The organism is Hydrogenophaga sp. (assembly GCF_011390835.1).
Classification (GTDB): Bacteria; Pseudomonadota; Gammaproteobacteria; order Burkholderiales; family Burkholderiaceae_C; genus Hydrogenophaga.
This window is the reverse complement of sequence record NZ_JAABRQ010000001.1, coordinates 17,143-34,322: the sequence shown is the minus strand read 5'-3', so window position 1 is coordinate 34,322 and position 17,180 is coordinate 17,143. Positions and strand designations below refer to the sequence as shown.

12 protein-coding genes are annotated in these 17,180 nt (G+C 66.1%); 6 read left to right on the top strand and 6 right to left on the bottom strand.

Annotated features, from left to right (window positions below; genetic code table 11):
• Positions 1-12 precede the first annotated feature (12 nt).
• From GPT34_RS00145 to GPT34_RS00130, 4 genes are all read right to left on the bottom strand, one after another.
• Positions 13-648: an L-threonylcarbamoyladenylate synthase gene (locus tag GPT34_RS00145; protein WP_291008027.1), complete on the bottom strand. Its 636-nt coding sequence runs from the start codon at positions 646-648 to the stop codon at positions 13-15.
• A gap of 28 nt (positions 649-676) precedes the next feature.
• Entirely contained in the window at positions 677-1,585 is a 909-nt protein-coding gene (locus GPT34_RS00140) for a DMT family transporter (protein WP_291008025.1), read from the bottom strand.
• Between the two features lie 4 nt (positions 1,586-1,589).
• The gene (locus GPT34_RS00135; RefSeq protein ID WP_291008022.1) at positions 1,590-2,444 is read right to left on the bottom strand and encodes a 3',5'-nucleoside bisphosphate phosphatase; all 855 of its coding nucleotides are present in this window, start codon (positions 2,442-2,444) and stop codon (positions 1,590-1,592) included.
• A gap of 165 nt (positions 2,445-2,609) precedes the next feature.
• Entirely contained in the window at positions 2,610-5,540 is a 2,931-nt protein-coding gene (locus GPT34_RS00130; protein ID WP_291008019.1) for a phosphoenolpyruvate carboxylase, read from the bottom strand.
• Between the two features lie 121 nt (positions 5,541-5,661).
• On the opposite strand from GPT34_RS00130, the gene hemC reads away from it, so the two are divergent.
• From hemC to GPT34_RS00110, 4 genes are all read left to right on the top strand, one after another.
• Positions 5,662-6,627, top strand: a complete 966-nt coding sequence (gene hemC, locus GPT34_RS00125; RefSeq protein WP_291008985.1) for a hydroxymethylbilane synthase — start codon at positions 5,662-5,664, stop codon at positions 6,625-6,627.
• Between the two features lie 4 nt (positions 6,628-6,631).
• Complete coding sequence (locus tag GPT34_RS00120; RefSeq protein WP_291008016.1) at positions 6,632-7,501, top strand: uroporphyrinogen-III synthase; 870 nt, start codon at positions 6,632-6,634, stop codon at positions 7,499-7,501.
• 205 nt (positions 7,502-7,706) lie between these two features.
• Positions 7,707-8,831, top strand: a complete 1,125-nt coding sequence (locus tag GPT34_RS00115) for a uroporphyrinogen-III C-methyltransferase (protein ID WP_291008013.1) — start codon at positions 7,707-7,709, stop codon at positions 8,829-8,831.
• Between the two features lie 26 nt (positions 8,832-8,857).
• Complete coding sequence (locus tag GPT34_RS00110) at positions 8,858-10,141, top strand: heme biosynthesis HemY N-terminal domain-containing protein (RefSeq protein ID WP_291008982.1); 1,284 nt, start codon at positions 8,858-8,860, stop codon at positions 10,139-10,141.
• A gap of 196 nt (positions 10,142-10,337) precedes the next feature.
• Here the strand turns inward: GPT34_RS00110 and GPT34_RS00105 are convergent, their stop codons facing one another.
• A complete protein-coding gene (locus tag GPT34_RS00105) occupies positions 10,338-13,304 on the bottom strand; it encodes an Rne/Rng family ribonuclease (protein ID WP_291008010.1) in 2,967 nt (988 codons plus the stop codon).
• A gap of 596 nt (positions 13,305-13,900) precedes the next feature.
• On the opposite strand from GPT34_RS00105, the gene GPT34_RS00100 reads away from it, so the two are divergent.
• Both GPT34_RS00100 and GPT34_RS00095 read left to right on the top strand, forming a co-directional pair.
• A complete protein-coding gene (locus tag GPT34_RS00100) occupies positions 13,901-14,917 on the top strand; it encodes an RluA family pseudouridine synthase (protein ID WP_291008008.1) in 1,017 nt (338 codons plus the stop codon).
• A gap of 68 nt (positions 14,918-14,985) precedes the next feature.
• Positions 14,986-15,291 carry an H-NS histone family protein gene (locus GPT34_RS00095; RefSeq protein WP_291008005.1) on the top strand — a complete coding sequence of 102 codons (306 nt, stop codon included), beginning with the start codon at positions 14,986-14,988 and terminating at the stop codon, positions 15,289-15,291.
• A 174-nt stretch (positions 15,292-15,465) separates the two neighbouring features.
• On the opposite strand, the gene GPT34_RS00090 is transcribed toward GPT34_RS00095, so the two are convergent.
• Positions 15,466-17,157, bottom strand: a complete 1,692-nt coding sequence (locus tag GPT34_RS00090) for an AMP-binding protein (RefSeq protein WP_291008002.1) — start codon at positions 17,155-17,157, stop codon at positions 15,466-15,468.
• Positions 17,158-17,180: the final 23 nt, after the last annotated feature.

The window sequence follows — 17,180 nt, the reverse complement described above, 5'->3', positions numbered from 1 at the left end:
CGATGGCCCGGCTCAGAGCCCTAGGGGTGCCAGGGGGCCACGGCCCACCCGCACCACTTCGGGCTCGCCACCTGCGCTCATGGGTGTGAGGTCGACCACAGTGGTGGCCTCCAGTGCGCAGGCGCCAGCGTCCACCACGCCGGCCAGCTCGTGTTCAAACCGGTCTCGGATGGCGTGCGCGTCGTTGAGCGGCTCGGTCTCGCCGGGTGCAATCAGCGTAGTGGCCAGCAGCGCGCCGTTGTGCAGATCGAGCAACGCGAGCAAGGCGTTGTGGTCTGGCACGCGCAGTCCGATGGTCTTGCGCGAGGGGTGACTCACCCGCCTAGGCACCTCTTTGCTGGCTTCGAGGATGAAGGTGTAAGGCCCCGGTGTAGCCAGCTTGAGCAACCGGTACTGGCGGTTGTCCACCCTGGCGTAGCTGGCGAGCTCGCTCAGGTCGCGACAGAGCAGGGTGAGGTGGTGCTTGTCGTCCACCTGCCGGATGCGGCGCAGCTGGTCGGCCGCGGCCTTGTCGTCGAGGTGGCAGACTAGGGCGTAGCTGGAGTCGGTCGGCACAGCCAGCACGCCGCCACGCGCGAGCAGGGCCACGGCCTGCTTGAGCAGCCGGGGCTGCGGGTTGTCGGGATGGACTTCGAAGAACTGGGACATGGAGCCAATTTTCGCAGACGCAGACGCCTCATGGCTCCGGCACCTCCACCGGCAGGCGCTTCTCGCGAGCGGTGATCCAGCTGGCGGTGGCGCCACACAGCACGATCATCGCGATGCCACCCAGCTCCCAGGCGCCCGGGATGTGGCCAAACACCAGCCAGCCGCCCAACATGGCGAACCCGACCTGGCTGTAGAGAAACGGTGTGAGGGTAGAGGCTGGTGTGCGCGCGAACGCGAGGATCAGCAGAAAGTGACCGACCGTGCCCATGAGCCCGATCAGAATCAACAGCGCCAGGGGCTTCGCGTCGGGCAGCATGGTCCAAAACAGCGGCAGTACCAGCGAGGACAGCACCGCGCCGACCCAGCCGGTGTAGAAGTGCATGGTCAGCGGGTTTTCGGTGCGCGCCATCTGGCTGGTGAGGATCTGGAACCAGGCGTACATCAGCACCAGGGTGAGCGGTAGCAGACTGGCCCAGCCCACGATCGCACCACCGGGTCGCACGATCAGCAGCGTGCCAGCGAAGCCTCCAGCCACCAGTAACCAGCGCAAGGCGCTGACCCGCTCCTTGAGCCATACCGCAGCGAGCAGCGTGACCAGCAGGGGCGCCGTCATGATGATCGCGGTGAACGCGCCCACCGGCATGTACTGCAGGCTGAGGAAGGCCAGCGCGCTGATGCCGGTCAGCAGTAGGCCACGCAGCAGCTGAAAGCGGGGGTGTTCGGTGCGCGGCAGAGCCCAGCCGTTGCGGGGGAGCATGACCGCAGCCATTGCCACCGCCTGGAATGCGTAGCGGAACCAGACCGACACCACCACCGAAACCGTGGCGCCGACGTATTTCACCGTGGTGTCGAGCACTGCAAAGCAGGCCACGGCACTTACCAGGAAAGCAATGCCAGCCAATGCACCAGGTGCCGCGAGGGCACGGTCGTGGGTCATGGCTTCAATGGATGCGGTTTTGCAGGAGTTCCCAGACCGGCGTCAGATTGCCCGGCAGATCGGGCAGCTGGCCCAGGTCGATACGGCTTTCTCCAGGGCTGTGGAAGTCGCTGCCCCGGGAAGCCAGCAAGCCGAATTCCTCGCACATGCCGGCGTACTTCAGCGCATCGGCCGGGCTGTGGGCGCCCGTCAGCACTTCGACGCCCTGGCCGCCGTGGGCCTTGAATTCGGTGAACAGCGCGTATTCCTGAGTCGGTGTGAAATCGTAGCGCGCCGGATGGGCGATCACCGCCATACCGCCGGCCTGGGTGATCCAGCGCACTGCGTCACCGAGCGCGGCCCAGCGGTGGGGTACGAAGCCCGGTTTGCCTTCGGTCAGGTACTTGCGGAACACGGCGCTGATGTCGCTGCACACGCCGGCTTCCACGAGGTAGCGCGCGAAATGGGAGCGGGAGATCAACTCGGGGTTGCCCACGTATTTCAGTGCGCCTTCAAACACCCCCTCGATGCCCACCTTGGCCAATCCCGCCGCCATCTCCCGGGCGCGCTCCTCGCGACCGCCCCTGGTGGCGCGCAGGCCTTCGAGCAAGTCCTTGTTGGTGGGGTCTATGCCCAGGCCGACGATGTGCACGGTCACGTGCAAAAAAGTGACCGACACTTCGACGCCTGTCAAGTAGTCGATGCCGGCCTCGTGGGCGGCCTGCATCGCACGCGCTTGCCCACCCAGTTCGTCGTGATCGGTGAGCGCCCACAAGTCCACACCATTGGCCTTGGCGCGCAGCGCCAGCGCCTCAGGTTCCAGCGTGCCGTCGGATACGGTGGAGTGGCAGTGCAAGTCGGCGTTGATCAAGTGGGTCATCCGCTTCATTTTACGGAGCGCCGTGCTTTGGCGCTCAAACGACCAAAGAAGCACGATGTGAGCAGGGGCGCTGCTCAGAACACCGCGGAACTGGCTTGCAAGGCCGCAGGTGCTGCTCCCTGAAAGAGGTGCGCGCTGCGGCGCGCGGGTCAGCCGGTTCCGGGCTCATCCAGTGTTCCGCAGCCCCGCTGCAATCCCGTTGATCGAAATGTGGATGCCGCGTCGGACCTTGCCATCGCGCTCCGGGTCCTGGGCGCCGGCACGGTAGCGTCGGATCAGCTCGACCTGGACATGGTGCAGCGGATCGATGTAGGGGAATCGGTGCGTGATGGAGCGCTGCAGTGCCGAGTTGTTCACCAGCCGCTGCTCTTCGCCGGTGATGAGCGACAGCGCGCGCACCGTGCGGTGCCACTCGGCCTCGATGGCGTTGAACACCTGCTTGCGCAGCCGCTTGTCGTCCACCAGTTCAGCGTAGCGCGAGGCCAGTGCCAGATCGCTCTTGGCCAGCACCATGTCCATGTTGGAGAGCAGGGTGCTGAAGAACGGCCATTGTTTGACCATCTTCTTCAGCAAGGCGGTCTGGGCTGGCACACCTTGGGCTCCGTTCACCTGCAAGAAGGTCTGCACCGCGGTCCCGAATCCGTACCAGCCCGGCAGCGTGAGGCGGCACTGCCCCCAGCTGAAGCCCCAGGGGATGGCACGCAAGTCTTCGATTTTCTGCGTGGCCTTGCGCGAGGCCGGGCGTGAGCCGATGTTTAGCTCTGCGATCTCGCGGATCGGCGTAGCAGAAAAGAAGTACTCAGCAAACCTCGGGGTGTCGTAAACCAGGGCGCGGTAGGCCGCCATGCTCAGGCTGGAGAGCTCGGCGGCCGCTTGCAGGAAGGCGTTGGGCGCGTTGCGTGTGCTGGGCAGCAGCGTCGCCTCCAGCGTGGCCGCGATCAGGGTTTCCAGGTTGCGACGCCCAATTTCGGGGTTGGCGTACTTGGAGCCGATCACCTCGCCTTGTTCGGTCAGGCGGATCTGGCCGCGCACCGTGCCCGGTGGCTGCGCCAGGATGGCCTGGTAGCTCGGGCCACCACCGCGCCCCACCGTGCCGCCGCGCCCGTGGAACATGCGCAGCTGGATACGCTGCGCGCCGACACCAGGCAAAACCGCAGCGGCCTTGCCGGCGCGGGTCTTGGTGGCCACTGCGTGTTGCAACGGGCGGTCTTCTTCCTGGTTCAGTGTGTTGAACAGGTCGACCAGCGCGAGCTCAGCGCGGTACAGCTCCCAGTTGCTGGTGAAGATGCCGCCGTCCTTGTTGCTGTCGGAGTAGCCGAGCATGATGTCTTGCTCGTGGTAGCCCCCGGGCTGGCCGCGCAGCACCATGGCGCGCACGCCCGGCAGTGCGTAGTAGTCGCGCATGATGGGCGCCGCATTGCGCAGGTCTTCGATGGTTTCAAACAGCGGCACCACGATCAGGTCGCAAGTTGCGTCCTCTGACAGCAGACCCCGCATCAGCCCGGTCTCCTTCTGCAGCACCAGCACCTCGAGCAGGTCGCTCACGGTTTCGGTGTGGCTGATGATGCAGTGCCGGATGGCCTGCGCGCCGAAGCGCTTACGGCCCTGGCGTGCGGCTTCGAAGATGGCCAGCTCGCTGCGGGCGTGTTCCGAATACTCGATACCCAGCACGCGCATGGGGCGCGCATCGTTGAGCTGTTGCACCAGCAAAGCGCACTTGGACGCCTCGTCCAGCCCGGAATAATCGGGGGCGATGCGCGCCGCGCTCAGCAATTCCGCTACCACGGCTTCGTGTTTGTCCGAGCTTTGGCGCAGGTCGATGGTGGCGAGGTGGAAGCCAAACACCTGCACCGCACGGATCAGCGGGCGCAGCCGTGCACGGGCCAGGGCCACGCCGTGGTTGGTCATCAACGATGCTTCGATGGTGCGCAGGTCGGCCAGAAAGTCGGCCGCGCTCAGGTAGGGGTCTTGTGGCGCCACCGCGTGGCGCGCGGCTTCCTTGCCGGTGAGCTCGGTGAGCGTGGCGGCGAGGCGCGCGTAGATGCCGGTCAGGGCGCGGCGGTAAGGCTCGTCCTGGCGGTGCGCATTGGTGTCGGGGGAACGTTCGGCCAGCACCTGCATGGCGGGGCTGACTGGGGTGAGGATGGCCGACATCGACAGCTCGCTGCCCATCAGGTGCACCTGCGTGAGGTGGTGGCGCAGCGCCATCTCGGCTTGGCTGTGAAGGGCCAGTTGCAGGGTGTCGACAGTCACGAACGGGTTGCCGTCGCGGTCACCCCCAATCCACTGGCCCATGCGCAGGAACGGCGGGATATCGGGCACGCCTTGATCCGCCGTGCCGAGGCCGGTTTCCAGGTCCTGGTAGAGGCGCGGAATCTGCGTCAGGAAGGTGGCTTCGTAGTAGCTCAGCGCGTTTTCGATTTCGTCGGCCACAGTGAGCTTGGTGAAGCGCAGCAGGCGCGTCTGCCAGAGTTGGGTGACACGGGCACGGATCTGTTCCTCAATGTCCGCTAGCTCGCGCGGCAGGCGGTTGTCGCGTTCGGTGAGCAAGCGGGCGATGGCGCGCTCGGCGTCCAGGATGCTCTTGCGCTGCACCTCGGTAGGGTGGGCGGTGAGTACGGGTGAGATGTGGCTGTGCTCCAACATGCCCAGCACGGTGGCGGGCGTGATGCCGGCGGCCTTGAGCCGCTGCAGCGCCAGCGCCAGACTGCCTTCCTGGAGGTCGCCGGCACGTTCGTGCACGTTGCGGCGGCGGATGTGGTGGCGGTCTTCGGCCAGGTTGGCCAGGTGGCTGAAGTAGGTGAAGGCGCGGATCACGCTCACCGTCTGGTCCCCGCTCAGGCCTTTGAGCAGCTTTTTCAGCGCGCGGTCGGCGTCTTGATCGTCGTGACGCCGAAACGCGACCGAGAGCTGGCGGATACGCTCGATCAGCTCGAAAGCGGGTGCGCCCTCTTGTTCGCGGATCACATCGCCGAGGATGCGGCCAAGCAGCCGGATGTCATCGATCAGCGGCTGGTCTTTGTCGTTTTCCTGAGCTGGGTGTGCGGCGCGGCCACGGCGGACGGCGGCGGAAGGTCGTGCAGTGGGTCGGCTCATGCGGCGGCGCTCGGGAGTACTGAGGGAGGGGAAGGGCCATGCTAGCATCCAAAAACATTTGTCCCGTTACCAACCCGGTACGAAACTGCCCGCGCCGTCCGGGTCATTTTTTGGGTTCTCCATCGTGTCGTTTTCAAAGCCCCTGGATGCGCTGTCCATCACCATCGCCACCCGCGAAAGCCGTCTCGCGCTCTGGCAGGCCGAGTATGTGCAGACGCTGCTCACCGGCATGGGCCACCGCGTGTCCCTGCTCGGCATGACGACCAAAGGCGACCAGATCCTAGACCGGAGCCTGTCCAAGGTCGGCGGCAAGGGCTTGTTCGTGAAAGAGCTGGAAGTGGCGCTCGAAGAGGGTCGCGCCGACGTCGCGGTGCATTCGCTCAAGGACGTGCCGATGGACCTGCCCGAGGGCTTTGTCCTGGCTTGCGTGATGGAGCGCGAAGACCCGCGCGACGCCTGGGTGTCGCCGGTCTGTGCGTCACTGGCTGAGCTGCCCCCGAATGCGATCGTGGGCACCTCCAGCCTGCGCCGGCTGGTGCTGCTGCGCGAGGCGCTGGACGCGCTGGGCCGCCAGGATGTGCGCATCGAGCCGCTGCGAGGCAACCTGGACACGCGGCTGCGCAAGCTCGACGAAGGTCAGTACCACGCCATCGTGCTCGCCGCGGCCGGCCTGAAGCGCTTGGGGCTGGACAGCCGCATCCGCCACAGTTTCGAGCCAGCCGAATCCTTGCCCGCTGCGGGTCAGGGTGCGCTGGGCATCGAGGTGCGCGCAGACCGCGCTGATCTGGTGCAGGCCTTGGCGCCGCTGGTGCACATGCCCACCTGGCAGCGGGTCGCCGCCGAGCGCACCGTGTCGCGTGCCATGGGCGGCAGCTGCTCCATGCCGCTGGCGGCCTACGCGCACTGGGCTGCTGATGGCGCTTTGCAGCTGGACGCTGCATGGGGCGATCCCGAGGGTCATCAGCCGGTGGTGAGGGTCAGCGAGCGCGGGTCGGTGCAAACCCTGGCGCAGGCGGAGGTGCTGGGGCAGCGCGTGGCGGACGCTTTGCGCGCCGCCGGCGCGCATCCGCCTGCTGCGGAGGCCTGAAGCCTTGGCGGCGGGCGCCCTGTCGCGTCCCGACTCCGTCCGGGTGAGCCGCGTGGTTATCACCCGGCCTGCACGGGAGGCGCACAACTGGGCGCAGGCCTTGCAGGCTCAAGGTTGGTCAGTGACCGTCTTGCCCCTGATCGAGATCGGCGAACCCACCGACCCACAGGCCCTGGCCTGGCTGGACCAGCAGCGCTGCGCCTGCTGGCAGACCGACGCGGTGATGTTTGTCAGCGCGGCGGCGGTCCAACACTTTTTTGCTGCTGGCGTGGCAAGGCCTCCGGGCGGTGAGTGGCGCACGCGGTTCTGGGCGCCTGGCCCCGGCACGGCGCGGGCGCTGACGGAGGCCTTGCATGCGCTGGGGGTGGGTGACGATCGCATCGACTCGCCGCGCCCCGATTCGCCGCAGTTTGATTCCGAGCACCTCTGGCCGGTGATTGCCCCTCAACTTGTGCCCGGTGCCCGGGTGCTGATCGTTCGTGGCCACTCGGCTGGCCAGGATGACGCGCCGCCCGAGGCGGCGGTGGCGGGTACGGGTCGCGACTGGCTGATCCGGCGCTGCGAAGCGGCGGGTGCGGTGGTGCAGACCTGTGTGGCTTATGAGCGCCGTGCGCCGGTGTGGTCGACGGCCGAATACGCCACTGCGCAGGCGGCCGCTGCACCTGGACACCTCTGGTTGTTCAGCAGTTCTGAGGCGGTGAACCACCTGCTGCAGTTGATGAGTTCCGCCGTGTGGGCAGGTGCCGCCGCGCTCGCCACGCACCCCCGCATTGCCGAGGCGGCGCGTGCCGCGGGTTTCGGTACCGTGACCGAGAGTCGGCCTGCGCTGGCGGATGTGCTGCGCAGCCTAGAATCGGGGTCGCGCCATGAGTGAAAACCAACCCACCCTTCCCCATCCCCAGGACGGTCCGTCTGAGGTACCGTCAGCAGCCGCGCCGACGCAGGGCACGCCAGCACCAGCACCAGCACCAGCACCAGCACCAGCACCAGCACCAGCACCAGCACCAGCACCAGCACCAGCACGAGGTCCGTCCGCTTCACAGCCGGCTGGTCGCCGAGCGCGTGCACGCTGGCCTGGCGTGCTGGCAGGCCTGGCGCTGGTTATCGCTGCGCTGGCGCTGGTGGTGGGGGGGCTGCTGTGGCAGAGGTTGGACGCCACCCAGCGCGAGCTGGCCCGTCGCAGTCAGGAAAGCGTGTCGCTGGCCGATCAGGCGCGCCAGATCAGCGTCCAGGCCGAGGCCTTGACCAAAGAGCTGCAAGCCCGCCTGACGGTGGCCGAGGTGCGGCTGTCCGAAGTGAGCCTGCAGCGCAGCCAGCTGGAAGAGCTGATGCTCACCTTGTCGCGCTCGCGCGACGACAACCTGGTGCAAGACATCGAGTCTGCCCTGCGCCTGGCGCAGCAGCAGGCCCAGCTCACCGGCAGCGTGGCGCCCCTGCTGTCGGCCCTGCAGGCGGCCGATCAGCGCATCGGGCGCTCTGCCCAGCCGCGCCTGAACCCGGTGCAGCGAGCCATCGCCCGCGACATCGATCGGGTCAAAGGCGTCGCCGTGGCCGATGTGCCGTCGGTGGTGCTGCGACTGGACGAACTGGCCCGCCAGGTGGACGATTGGCCGGTCGCGAACCAGGTGGGCCCAAGTCTGCAAGCCAGCGTGGCCACCGCCGCCTCTGCGACGGTGACCGTCTCGGCTACCAGCAATGCCGTGCCCGAAACCGCGGGCACGCCGACGCTGGCCGCTGAAGTCTCGCCAGCTGCGAGCGAGTCTCCCACCGCGTTGACCGATCCCGTGCCCGCTGCCGAGCTGGCCCCCGCGACCACCACGGGCTGGCTCGCGAACTGGCGCCGCGTGTGGGATCAGGCCTGGACCGATGTGGTCAGGGCCACTCGCGACTTGGTGCGGGTGAGCCGCATCGACCAGCCCGAGGCCGCCCTGCTGGCCACCGAACAGGCGTTTTTCCTGCGAGAAAACCTCAAACTCAAGTTGCTCAACGCGCGTCTGGGCCTGCTGGCGCGGCAGGCTGCATCGGCTCAGGCTGACCTGACGGCGGTCGACGCAGCGCTCACGCGCTACTTCGACACCCAGGCGCCGACGGTAGCCGCAGCACAGGCCCAGCTCGCCAAGTTGCGTGAAGAATTGCTGATCGTGGAGCTGCCGCGACCTGACGAGAGCCTGGCAGCCTTGGCCACGGCTGCGGGAGGCCGCTGATGGATCGCCGCCGCCAGGCCGGCGCAATGCGGGGCGTGTTCTGGCTGCTGGCCTTGGCCGCAATGGCGGTGGCGCTGGCTTTGCTGGTCGGCAACAACCAGGCCACGGTGACGCTGTTCTGGTCGCCTTACCGGTTTGATCTGTCGCTCAACTTCGTCGCCTTCTGCGTGGTGGCGGCATTTGTGCTGGTGTACCTGGCCTTGCAAGGCCTGAGCCTGCTGCGGGAATTGCCGCGGCAAGCGCAACGCTGGCGCGCACAGCAGGTGGAACGGGCGGCTGTGGGCGCGCTGCTGGATGCCTTGTCGCACCAGCTCGCCGGGCGTTTCGTGAGAGCGCAGGCGGCTGGCCGTTCTGCTCTGGAGAGCCTCAATGGCTTGCCGTCGGCCCAGTGGTCGCGTCGCCACCAGCTGCAGCTCCTGTCACACCTGCTGGTGGCCGAGAGTGCGCACTCACTGCAAAACCGCGAAACGCGCGACGATCATTTGTTGTCGGCGCTTCATCCCAAACTCGCCAAGAGCGCACCCGAAGCCCATGCAGGCGCCTTGTTGCGGGCGGTGCGCTGGGCGGTGGATGATCAAGACGCCGAGACGGCCCGCAGCCGGCTGGCCGAACTCCCGCAAGGCGCTGCTCGTCGTATCCAGGCCCTGCGCCTGAAGCTACGCATCGCGCGTCTGGGCGGCGCCACCGCCGAAGCGCTGGAGACCGCGCGCCTGCTGGCCAAGCACGGGGCGTTTTCAACGCAGGCCTCGGCCAGCATCGTGCGCGGTCTGGCACTCGACAGCCTGCGCCAGGCCCATGATTTGTCGCAGCTGGACGCCATCTGGCGTCGACTGGATGCGGACGAGCGCCACATGCCCGAGGTAGCGCTGGCCGCGTGTCAGCGTGCCAATCAGCTGGTGTCCGGACCTGCGGTGACCGAGGACGAACGCGCCTTGGCCGCTGGCCAGGTGCGCCAGTGGCTGGCACCGATCTGGGCCGGATTCAAGCAGCTCGATGCTCGGCAACAAAAGCAGTTTGTGGTGGCGCTGGAGCCTGGGCTGGGGGTGCTGGATGCAGCGGGCTTGGCTCAGCTGGAGCAAAGCCAGCGGGAACAGCCCTCCAACGCCTACCTGCAGTACCTGGCGGGTCAGGCCTGCATGCAGCGCCAGCTGTGGGGCAAAGCGGCCCAGCTGCTGGGGCAGGCCTCGAACAGCCTGAGCGAACCCGATCTGCTGCGCAGAGCCTGGTGCAGCCTGGCTCATCTGGCGGAAGAACGGGGAGACGAAGTCGAAGCCCAGGCGAACTGGAAGAAGGCGGCTTTGATCGGCTGATGCAGCCGATCCCCATTCGCCAGCAAGGCGAGCCTGGGGATGCGAGTCGGGAGCCAGGTCAGCCACGCGCGTGGTCTTTTGCCGGGAAATGCCCGGCTGGTGTGGTCGCTGTGCTCCCGACACGCCATCCATGAAAAAAGCCGGCAGAGCATGCCGGCTTTTTTCATTCAGGAGCCCGAGGGCTCCGCATCCGCGCTCAGCTGTTCTGAGTGTTCTCGAACGGCAGCGTGGTGTTGCGCAAGTCCTTGCGCGTCTCCACCAGCACCAACGGGCCTTCGTCGACCACCACCGATGGCGGGATTTCGCGTGGCACGTGGATGGCGCGCGGCTCGGCGGCAATCGCGGCTTGCACCTCAGCCACCTTGGCGGCGTTGGAATTGATCCATTCCAGGCCGCTGGCCTGCGCCACCTGCTGCATCTCGTCCACCGGCAGAGCAAACGTTTGCACCTTGGGCAAGCCCTGGGGCGCAGGTGCGGCAACAGGCGCGGCAGCGACAGGGGCTGGGCGTGCCACGGGGGCCTGGGCGACCGGACGCAGCGCCACTGGTCGTGGTTCAACCGGCGTTTCGGCGGCGGTCACGGGCTCGTTGGCCACCGGTGCAGACACAGGTGCGGGTGCCGACGCCTCGACTGGCAGCGTGAAGTAGCTGCTGCGGGCCGGTGCCTGTTCGCTCGTGGCCTCACCTTGGGGGGCGGTGTCCTCGAACGCAGCGGCCTGCTCGGCCGGAGCGGCCTCGTCGCGTGGCGCGCGCTCGCGGCGATCGCGACCGTAACGGTCGCGGTCGCGGCCGCGGCGCTCGCGCGGCGCACGGCCTTCGCCCGATTCTTCGCTGGCAGGTGCGTCCGTCGTTGGATTGGTCTGTGCGTCATCGCCGGCGGGCTGTGCCTGGGTGCTGTCCAGCTGTGGCTGGGCCTGGCCCTCGGCCACCTCGGCACCACCTGAGCGACGGCGCCCGTCGTTGCGGCCGCGGCGTTCGCGCCGCTGGTTGTCACCGCTGTCATTGGCGTTGTCGGTCACCGCAGGGGCAGCACCGGCGTTGTGCCCTTCCGTGGCAAGCGCTTCGCGTCGGTTGTCGCGTCGGCCGCCCTGGCGACCCTCACCCCGACCCTCACCCCGACCGTCCCCGCGACCTTCACCTCGTCCCTCGACACGGCCCTCTGCGCGACCTTCGGAGCGGCGCTCACCGTTGCGGCCCTCGCCACGAGGTTCCCCGCGACCCTCTACTCGCTCACCGCCGCGGCCTTCACCGCGTGGCTCACCGCGTCGACCGCCGCGGCCTTCGCTTCGACCTTCCGAACCACCTCGACCACCGCGGCCGCCGCGTCCATCGCGGCGTGCCTCTCCACCACGGCCCTCGGCCGGTGCCTTTGGGCTGGCTGCTGCTGGCTGCGCCACGGGTGCTGGCGCGGCGACATCGCTCACCCCCAGCAGGCCTTTGATCCATCCAAAGAAGCCCTTCTCAGCTGGCGCGGGTGCCTGGCGCGGGGCCATCGGTGCAGCGGCTGCCGCAGGCGCAGCGGCCACCGGAGCCTCGGGCTTGGGCATCGCGACCGGCGCCGGACCGTCGGGCAACACGCCTTTGATCAGTGGCTCTTGCTTGTTGGTGCGTTCCTGGCTGCGACGGGTGAAGCTGGTCACGTCGTCGGGCACATCGGCCATCTTGTAGCTCACGTCCAGGCTGTCCAGGCGCGGGTCGTCGTGCTTGAGGCGCTCGAGCTTGTAGTTCGGTGTGTCGAGTGACTTGTTGGGCACCATCAGCACGTTGATGCGCTGCTTGAGCTCGATCTTGGTGATCTCCGTGCGTTTTTCGTTGAGCAGGAAGCTGGCCACTTCGACCGGCACCTGCACCAGCACGGCGGCCGTGCTGTCCTTCAGCGACTCTTCCTGGATGATACGCAGGATCTGCAGCGCCGAGCTCTCGGTGTCGCGGATGTGGCCCGAGCCACCGCAGCGCGGGCAGGGGATGGACGCGCCTTCGCTGAGCATGGGCTTCAAGCGCTGACGGCTCATCTCCAGCAGGCCAAATTTGCTGATGGCGCCGAACTGCACGCGTGCACGGTCCTGGCGCAGCGCATCGCGCAGGCGGTTTTCCACCTCGCGGCGATTTTTCGACTCATCCATGTCGATGAAGTCGATCACGATCAGGCCACCCAGGTCGCGCAGTCGCGCCTGGCGCGCCACTTCGTCGGCGGCCTCCAGGTTGGTGCGGGTTGCGGTCTCTTCGATGTCGCCGCCTTTGATGGCGCGCGCCGAGTTCACGTCCACAGCCACCAGGGCTTCGGTCTGGTCGATCACGATGGCGCCGCCGCTGGGCAGCGTCACGGTGCGGCTGTAGGCGGTTTCGATCTGGTGTTCGATCTGGAAGCGGGAGAACAGCGGCGCGTCATCGCGGTAGCGCTTTACGCGGTGTTCGTGCTCTGGCATGACATGCGCCATGAACTGGTGCGCCTGCTCAAAGATGTCGTCGGTGTCGATCAGGATCTCACCGATGTCGCTGTTGAAGTAGTCGCGGATGGCGCGAATCACCAGGCTCGATTCCTGGTAAATCAGATACGCGCCTTTGCCGCCCTGGGTCGCGCCATCGATGGCGTTCCACAGTTTGAGCAGGTAGTTCAGGTCCCATTGCAGTTCGGCGGCATCGCGGCCGATACCAGCGGTGCGCGCGATGATGCTCATGCCGTTGGGGTATTCGAGCTGATCCAGCGCGGCCTTGAGTTCCTGGCGGTCTTCGCCCTCAATGCGGCGGCTCACGCCACCGCCGCGCGGGTTGTTGGGCATCAGCACCACGTAGCGGCCCGCCAGGCTCACAAACGTGGTGAGTGCAGCGCCTTTGTTGCCGCGCTCTTCCTTCTCGACCTGGACCAGCAGCTCCTGGCCTTCCTTGATCACATCGTTGATGCGGGCCTGGGAAGGCGCGGTGTTGCCCTGGAAGTAGTTGCGCGAAATCTCTTTGAAGGGCAGGAAGCCGTGGCGGTCTTCGCCGTAGTCGACGAAGCATGCTTCGAGCGAGGGCTCGACGCGCGTGACCACGGCCTTGTAGATATTGCCCTTGCGCTGTTCGCGCCCTTCAATCTCGATTTCGTAGTCGAGCAGTTTTTGCCCGTCCACGATCGCCAGGCGGCGTTCTTCAGCCTGCGTGGCGTTGATCAGCATGCGTTTCATGATGCGTTGTCCTTTGTTCAAACACACAAGGACGCCCCAACCCCCGACGGGTCTGGAGCGCCAACCTGCCGTGAACCAGCCGGAGACGCGAACGCAGGGAGGAATTGCCGGAGAGCCGTTGACCCGAGAGCTCGGTTGTCGTTCGACGGTGCGGCCTCAAGCAGGAGGCAGCCTCGAACCGCCGGGTCAGGGCGTGGGCGCATGGACGTGGAGCGGAGCTGGGCGGGCAGCGGGCTGTCAACAGCAGGGCGCTGGCCGGTGTCTCACAAAGTTCTCGTTGTCCTCGAGCAGCTTCGGAGGGCAGCTGCTCGATGGGGGTATTCCGTATTCGGGTTCGCAATCACTGGGGCGGGTTCGTTCACAGCGTCGACCGGGTTCGAGGCCCAGCCTGGATTCCATGGGGAAGACATCAGGGGACGGGCGTCTGGCTCGGGTGCTGCGAATGGCAACCTGCACCTGCCGGGCTCTTTTTCCTCATGGTGAGAGGATCCGCCTGCAGTGACTGCCTTAAACTCAAGGCAAATCAATCACTTACGGCGCGCGGTAGGTGTGTCGCATTATAAGCAGACCGCGCCGAGCGCGGGGACTTCATTTTCATGCCCTCAGCCCCCACCCCCGTAGCCCCCTCGGTGTCGTCGCCCGCGGCGGTCAGCCACCTCACGGTTGACGCCGAATCGGCCGGGCAGCGGCTGGACAATTTTCTGATCCGCCACCTCAAGGGTGTTCCCAAGACGCACATTTACCGAATCATCCGCTCCGGCGAGGTGCGGCGGAACAAGGGCCGCGTGTCCGCGCAGGATCGGGTCGAGGCGGGCGACCTGCTGCGAATCCCGCCGATCCGATTGTCCGAGCGGGCCGAGGAGAAGCTGGCCCACCCAGCGCCCGCGCGCGAATTCCCTGTGGTTTACGAAGACGAAGTCTTGCTGGCTATCGACAAGCCCGCTGGCGTGGCGGTGCATGGCGGCAGTGGGGTGAGCTTTGGCGTGATCGAGCAATTGAGGCGGGCGCGTCCTGAAGCGCGTCTGCTGGAGTTGGTGCACCGGCTGGACCGTGAAACCAGTGGCCTGCTCCTGGTTGCCAAAAAAAAGAGCTCGCTCAAGGCGCTTCAGGAGCAATTCCGGGCCCGTGAGACCGGCAAGACTTACCTCGCGCTGGTCAACGGTGATTGGCCAGCCAAGCTGAAGGTGCTGGATCAGCCCTTGCACAAATACCTGCTGCCCGACGGGGAACGGCGGGTGCGGGTGACCGACCGGCAGGATGCCGATGGAATGCATGCAGTGAGTCTGGTGCGCGTGCGCCAGCCGATTGGTCGGCCACCGGGGCTAAATCAGGCCGCGCCGGCCCGCTTCACCCTGCTGGAGGTAACTATCAAGACCGGGCGCACGCACCAGATCCGGGTGCACTTAGCCCATGCCGGGCATCCGATTGTCGGCGACGAGAAATACGGCGACTTCGAACTCAATCGCCAATTGGCGCGACTGGGACACAAACGCATGTTTCTCCATGCATGGCGATTGCAATTCACACACCCGGTGTCAGGTCAAACCATCGAGTTACATTCTGAATTGCCACCGGAGCTGCAATCGTGGACGGATGCTGTCATTCAGGATTAGAATTGCATCCGCATCGTTGGGGTGCAGATAATTAAGCAACTGATATTCAATCAAGACAAGGACAATCAATGGCAGGCTATTCCGAACTCATGGCACAGGCTCAGGCCCTGATGGCACAGGCCGAACAGGCACGCAAGAACGAACTTGCGTCCGTGATCGCCGACATCAAAGCCAAGATGAAGCAATTCGGCATCTCCACCGCCGATCTGGGCGGCAGCGCATCGGGTGGCAAAAAGGGCAAATCCAAATCCAGTGCGCCGCCCAAGTACAAGGGGCCCAATGGCGAGCTCTGGGCCGGTGGCCCTGGCCGCAAACCCGAATGGGTGCGCACCGTGCTGGCTTCTGGCAAGAGCATCGAAGACTTCCGCATCTAAACCCGTCACGTGGGTCGGCTCGACCTTCGGGTGAAATCACCCAACAAAAAGCCCGCTTGATGCGGGCTTTTTGTTGGGTGGACGCCAGCAGCTGGCGGCACCTCGGAACACCTCCCCCGAGCTCTTGGTGAACTCAGGGGCCTGGGTCAGGGACAAGCCATTACGCGGCTCGAATCATCCGTCCTGCCAGACCACCTTCTTGCCCGAGGCTTCCCAAGCCTCGTAGTTCTTGGCGTACAGGTCTTCGATGCGGTTGCGCTTGACCTTGAAGGTGGGCGTGATGATGTCGTTGTCCACCGTCCAGGCGGTGGTCACCACCACCACGCACTGCAGGCGCTCGTGCGGGTCGAGCGTGGCGTTGATGCTCTTGAGGTGACCGGTCAGCGAGCTTTCCAGTTCACTGCGAGCGCCGACATCGCTCACCGTGGCCACCGCCTCTGCATTGAGCATCACGATGCCCAGCGGCTGGCCCAGGTTGGCTCCGGTCACCACGCAGGCTTCCACCGAGTCGTGCATGACCAACTTGTCCTCGATCGGCGCCGGGGCCACGTACTTGCCCTTGCCGGTCTTGAACAGGTCTTTCACACGACCCGTGATGCGCAGCAGGCCTTGGCCGTCGATGGCGCCCTTGTCGCCGGTCTTGAGCCAGCCGTCGGCGGTGAAAGCCTCTTTGGTCTTTTCCGGCTCCTTGTAGTAGCCCATCATCATCGCGGGGCTGCGCATCTGAACTTCGCCAGTGTCGGGATCGATGCGGTGCTCCACGCCGTTGTAGACCGGGCCTACCGTGCCCTTCTGGTTCTTGCCGGGTTCGGTGATGTGCGAGAGCGCGAGGTTTTCGGTCATGCCGTAGCCCTCGTTGATCTTCAGCCCGAGCTTGTCGTACCAGTCGAGCAAGGCCACCGGCATCGGCGCGGCACCACCGGCAGCGAACTTGCACTGGTCCAGGCCCAAGGCTTTCATGACCTTCTTGCGCACCAGGCCGCCAATCAGGGGAATGCCGAGCAAGCGGTTGAGCTTGGCGGGTGGCATCTTGTGGTGGATGCCTTGCTGGAACTTGACCCACAGCCGCGGCACCGAGAAGAAGATCGTGGGGCGTGAGCGCTGCAGGTCGGCGGCGAAGGTGTCGAGCGACTCGGCGAAGAACACGTGCATGCCAGTGCGAAGCCAGCCGTGTTCGACCAGCATGCGCTCGACCACGTGGGCCAGTGGCAGGTACGACAGCATGCGGTCATTGCCTGTCATGGGAATGCGTTGAATGCCTTTGTCCAGGGCCCAGGCGAAGCTGCCGAAAGTGTGCATCACGCCCTTGGGCATGCCGGTCGTGCCCGAGGTGTAGATCAGCGTGGCCAGCTCGTCTTCGGCCCGGACCGGGTTGCCCTTGAGGGGTTCGGTGCGCGCACAGATCGTGTCCCAACCCTCATAGGTGCGGATGGCGTCGGGTGGCGACAGCGGGTAGCTCATGCAAGGCAGGTCGGCGGGCACGCCAGGCTTCATGTGGTCCCAGCCGTCGAGCTTGCCAATGAAACAGGCCTTGGATTCGCTGTGGGTCAGAATCTGGCGGATGGTCTCGGGCGCCAAGGTCGGATACAGCGGCACTGACACGTAGCCGGCCATCCAGATCGCCAGATCGCTCATCATCCACCACGAGCAGTTCTTGGACAGGATGGCGACCTTGGAGCCCGGCTCCCAGCCTTGCGCCTTGAGGTGAGCCGCCATGCGCCGCACCTGGTCAGCCACCTGGGCCCAGGTCAGGTCCTGCACCACACCGCCACCCATGGGCTGGGTGAGGGCAACCCGGTTGGGCTCGGTCTTTTCCCAGTGGTAAAGGCGCTGAAGGGCGAGGAATTCAGCTGCGATGATGCTCATTGTTGTCTCCTGAGAAAGTGAAC

Coding starts and splice junctions, on each gene's coding strand:
- GPT34_RS00140 (WP_291008025.1), bottom strand. CDS start 1,585: ATGACCCACGACCGTGCCCTCGCGGCACCTGGTGCATTGGCTGGCATT.
- GPT34_RS00100 (WP_291008008.1), top strand. CDS start 13,901: ATGCCCTCAGCCCCCACCCCCGTAGCCCCCTCGGTGTCGTCGCCCGCG.
- GPT34_RS00105 (WP_291008010.1), bottom strand. CDS start 13,304: ATGAAACGCATGCTGATCAACGCCACGCAGGCTGAAGAACGCCGCCTG.
- GPT34_RS00135 (WP_291008022.1), bottom strand. CDS start 2,444: ATGACCCACTTGATCAACGCCGACTTGCACTGCCACTCCACCGTATCC.
- GPT34_RS00130 (WP_291008019.1), bottom strand. CDS start 5,540: ATGAGCCGACCCACTGCACGACCTTCCGCCGCCGTCCGCCGTGGCCGC.
- GPT34_RS00110 (WP_291008982.1), top strand. CDS start 8,858: ATGCGGGGCGTGTTCTGGCTGCTGGCCTTGGCCGCAATGGCGGTGGCG.
- GPT34_RS00090 (WP_291008002.1), bottom strand. CDS start 17,157: ATGAGCATCATCGCAGCTGAATTCCTCGCCCTTCAGCGCCTTTACCAC.
- GPT34_RS00145 (WP_291008027.1), bottom strand. CDS start 648: ATGTCCCAGTTCTTCGAAGTCCATCCCGACAACCCGCAGCCCCGGCTG.
- GPT34_RS00095 (WP_291008005.1), top strand. CDS start 14,986: ATGGCAGGCTATTCCGAACTCATGGCACAGGCTCAGGCCCTGATGGCA.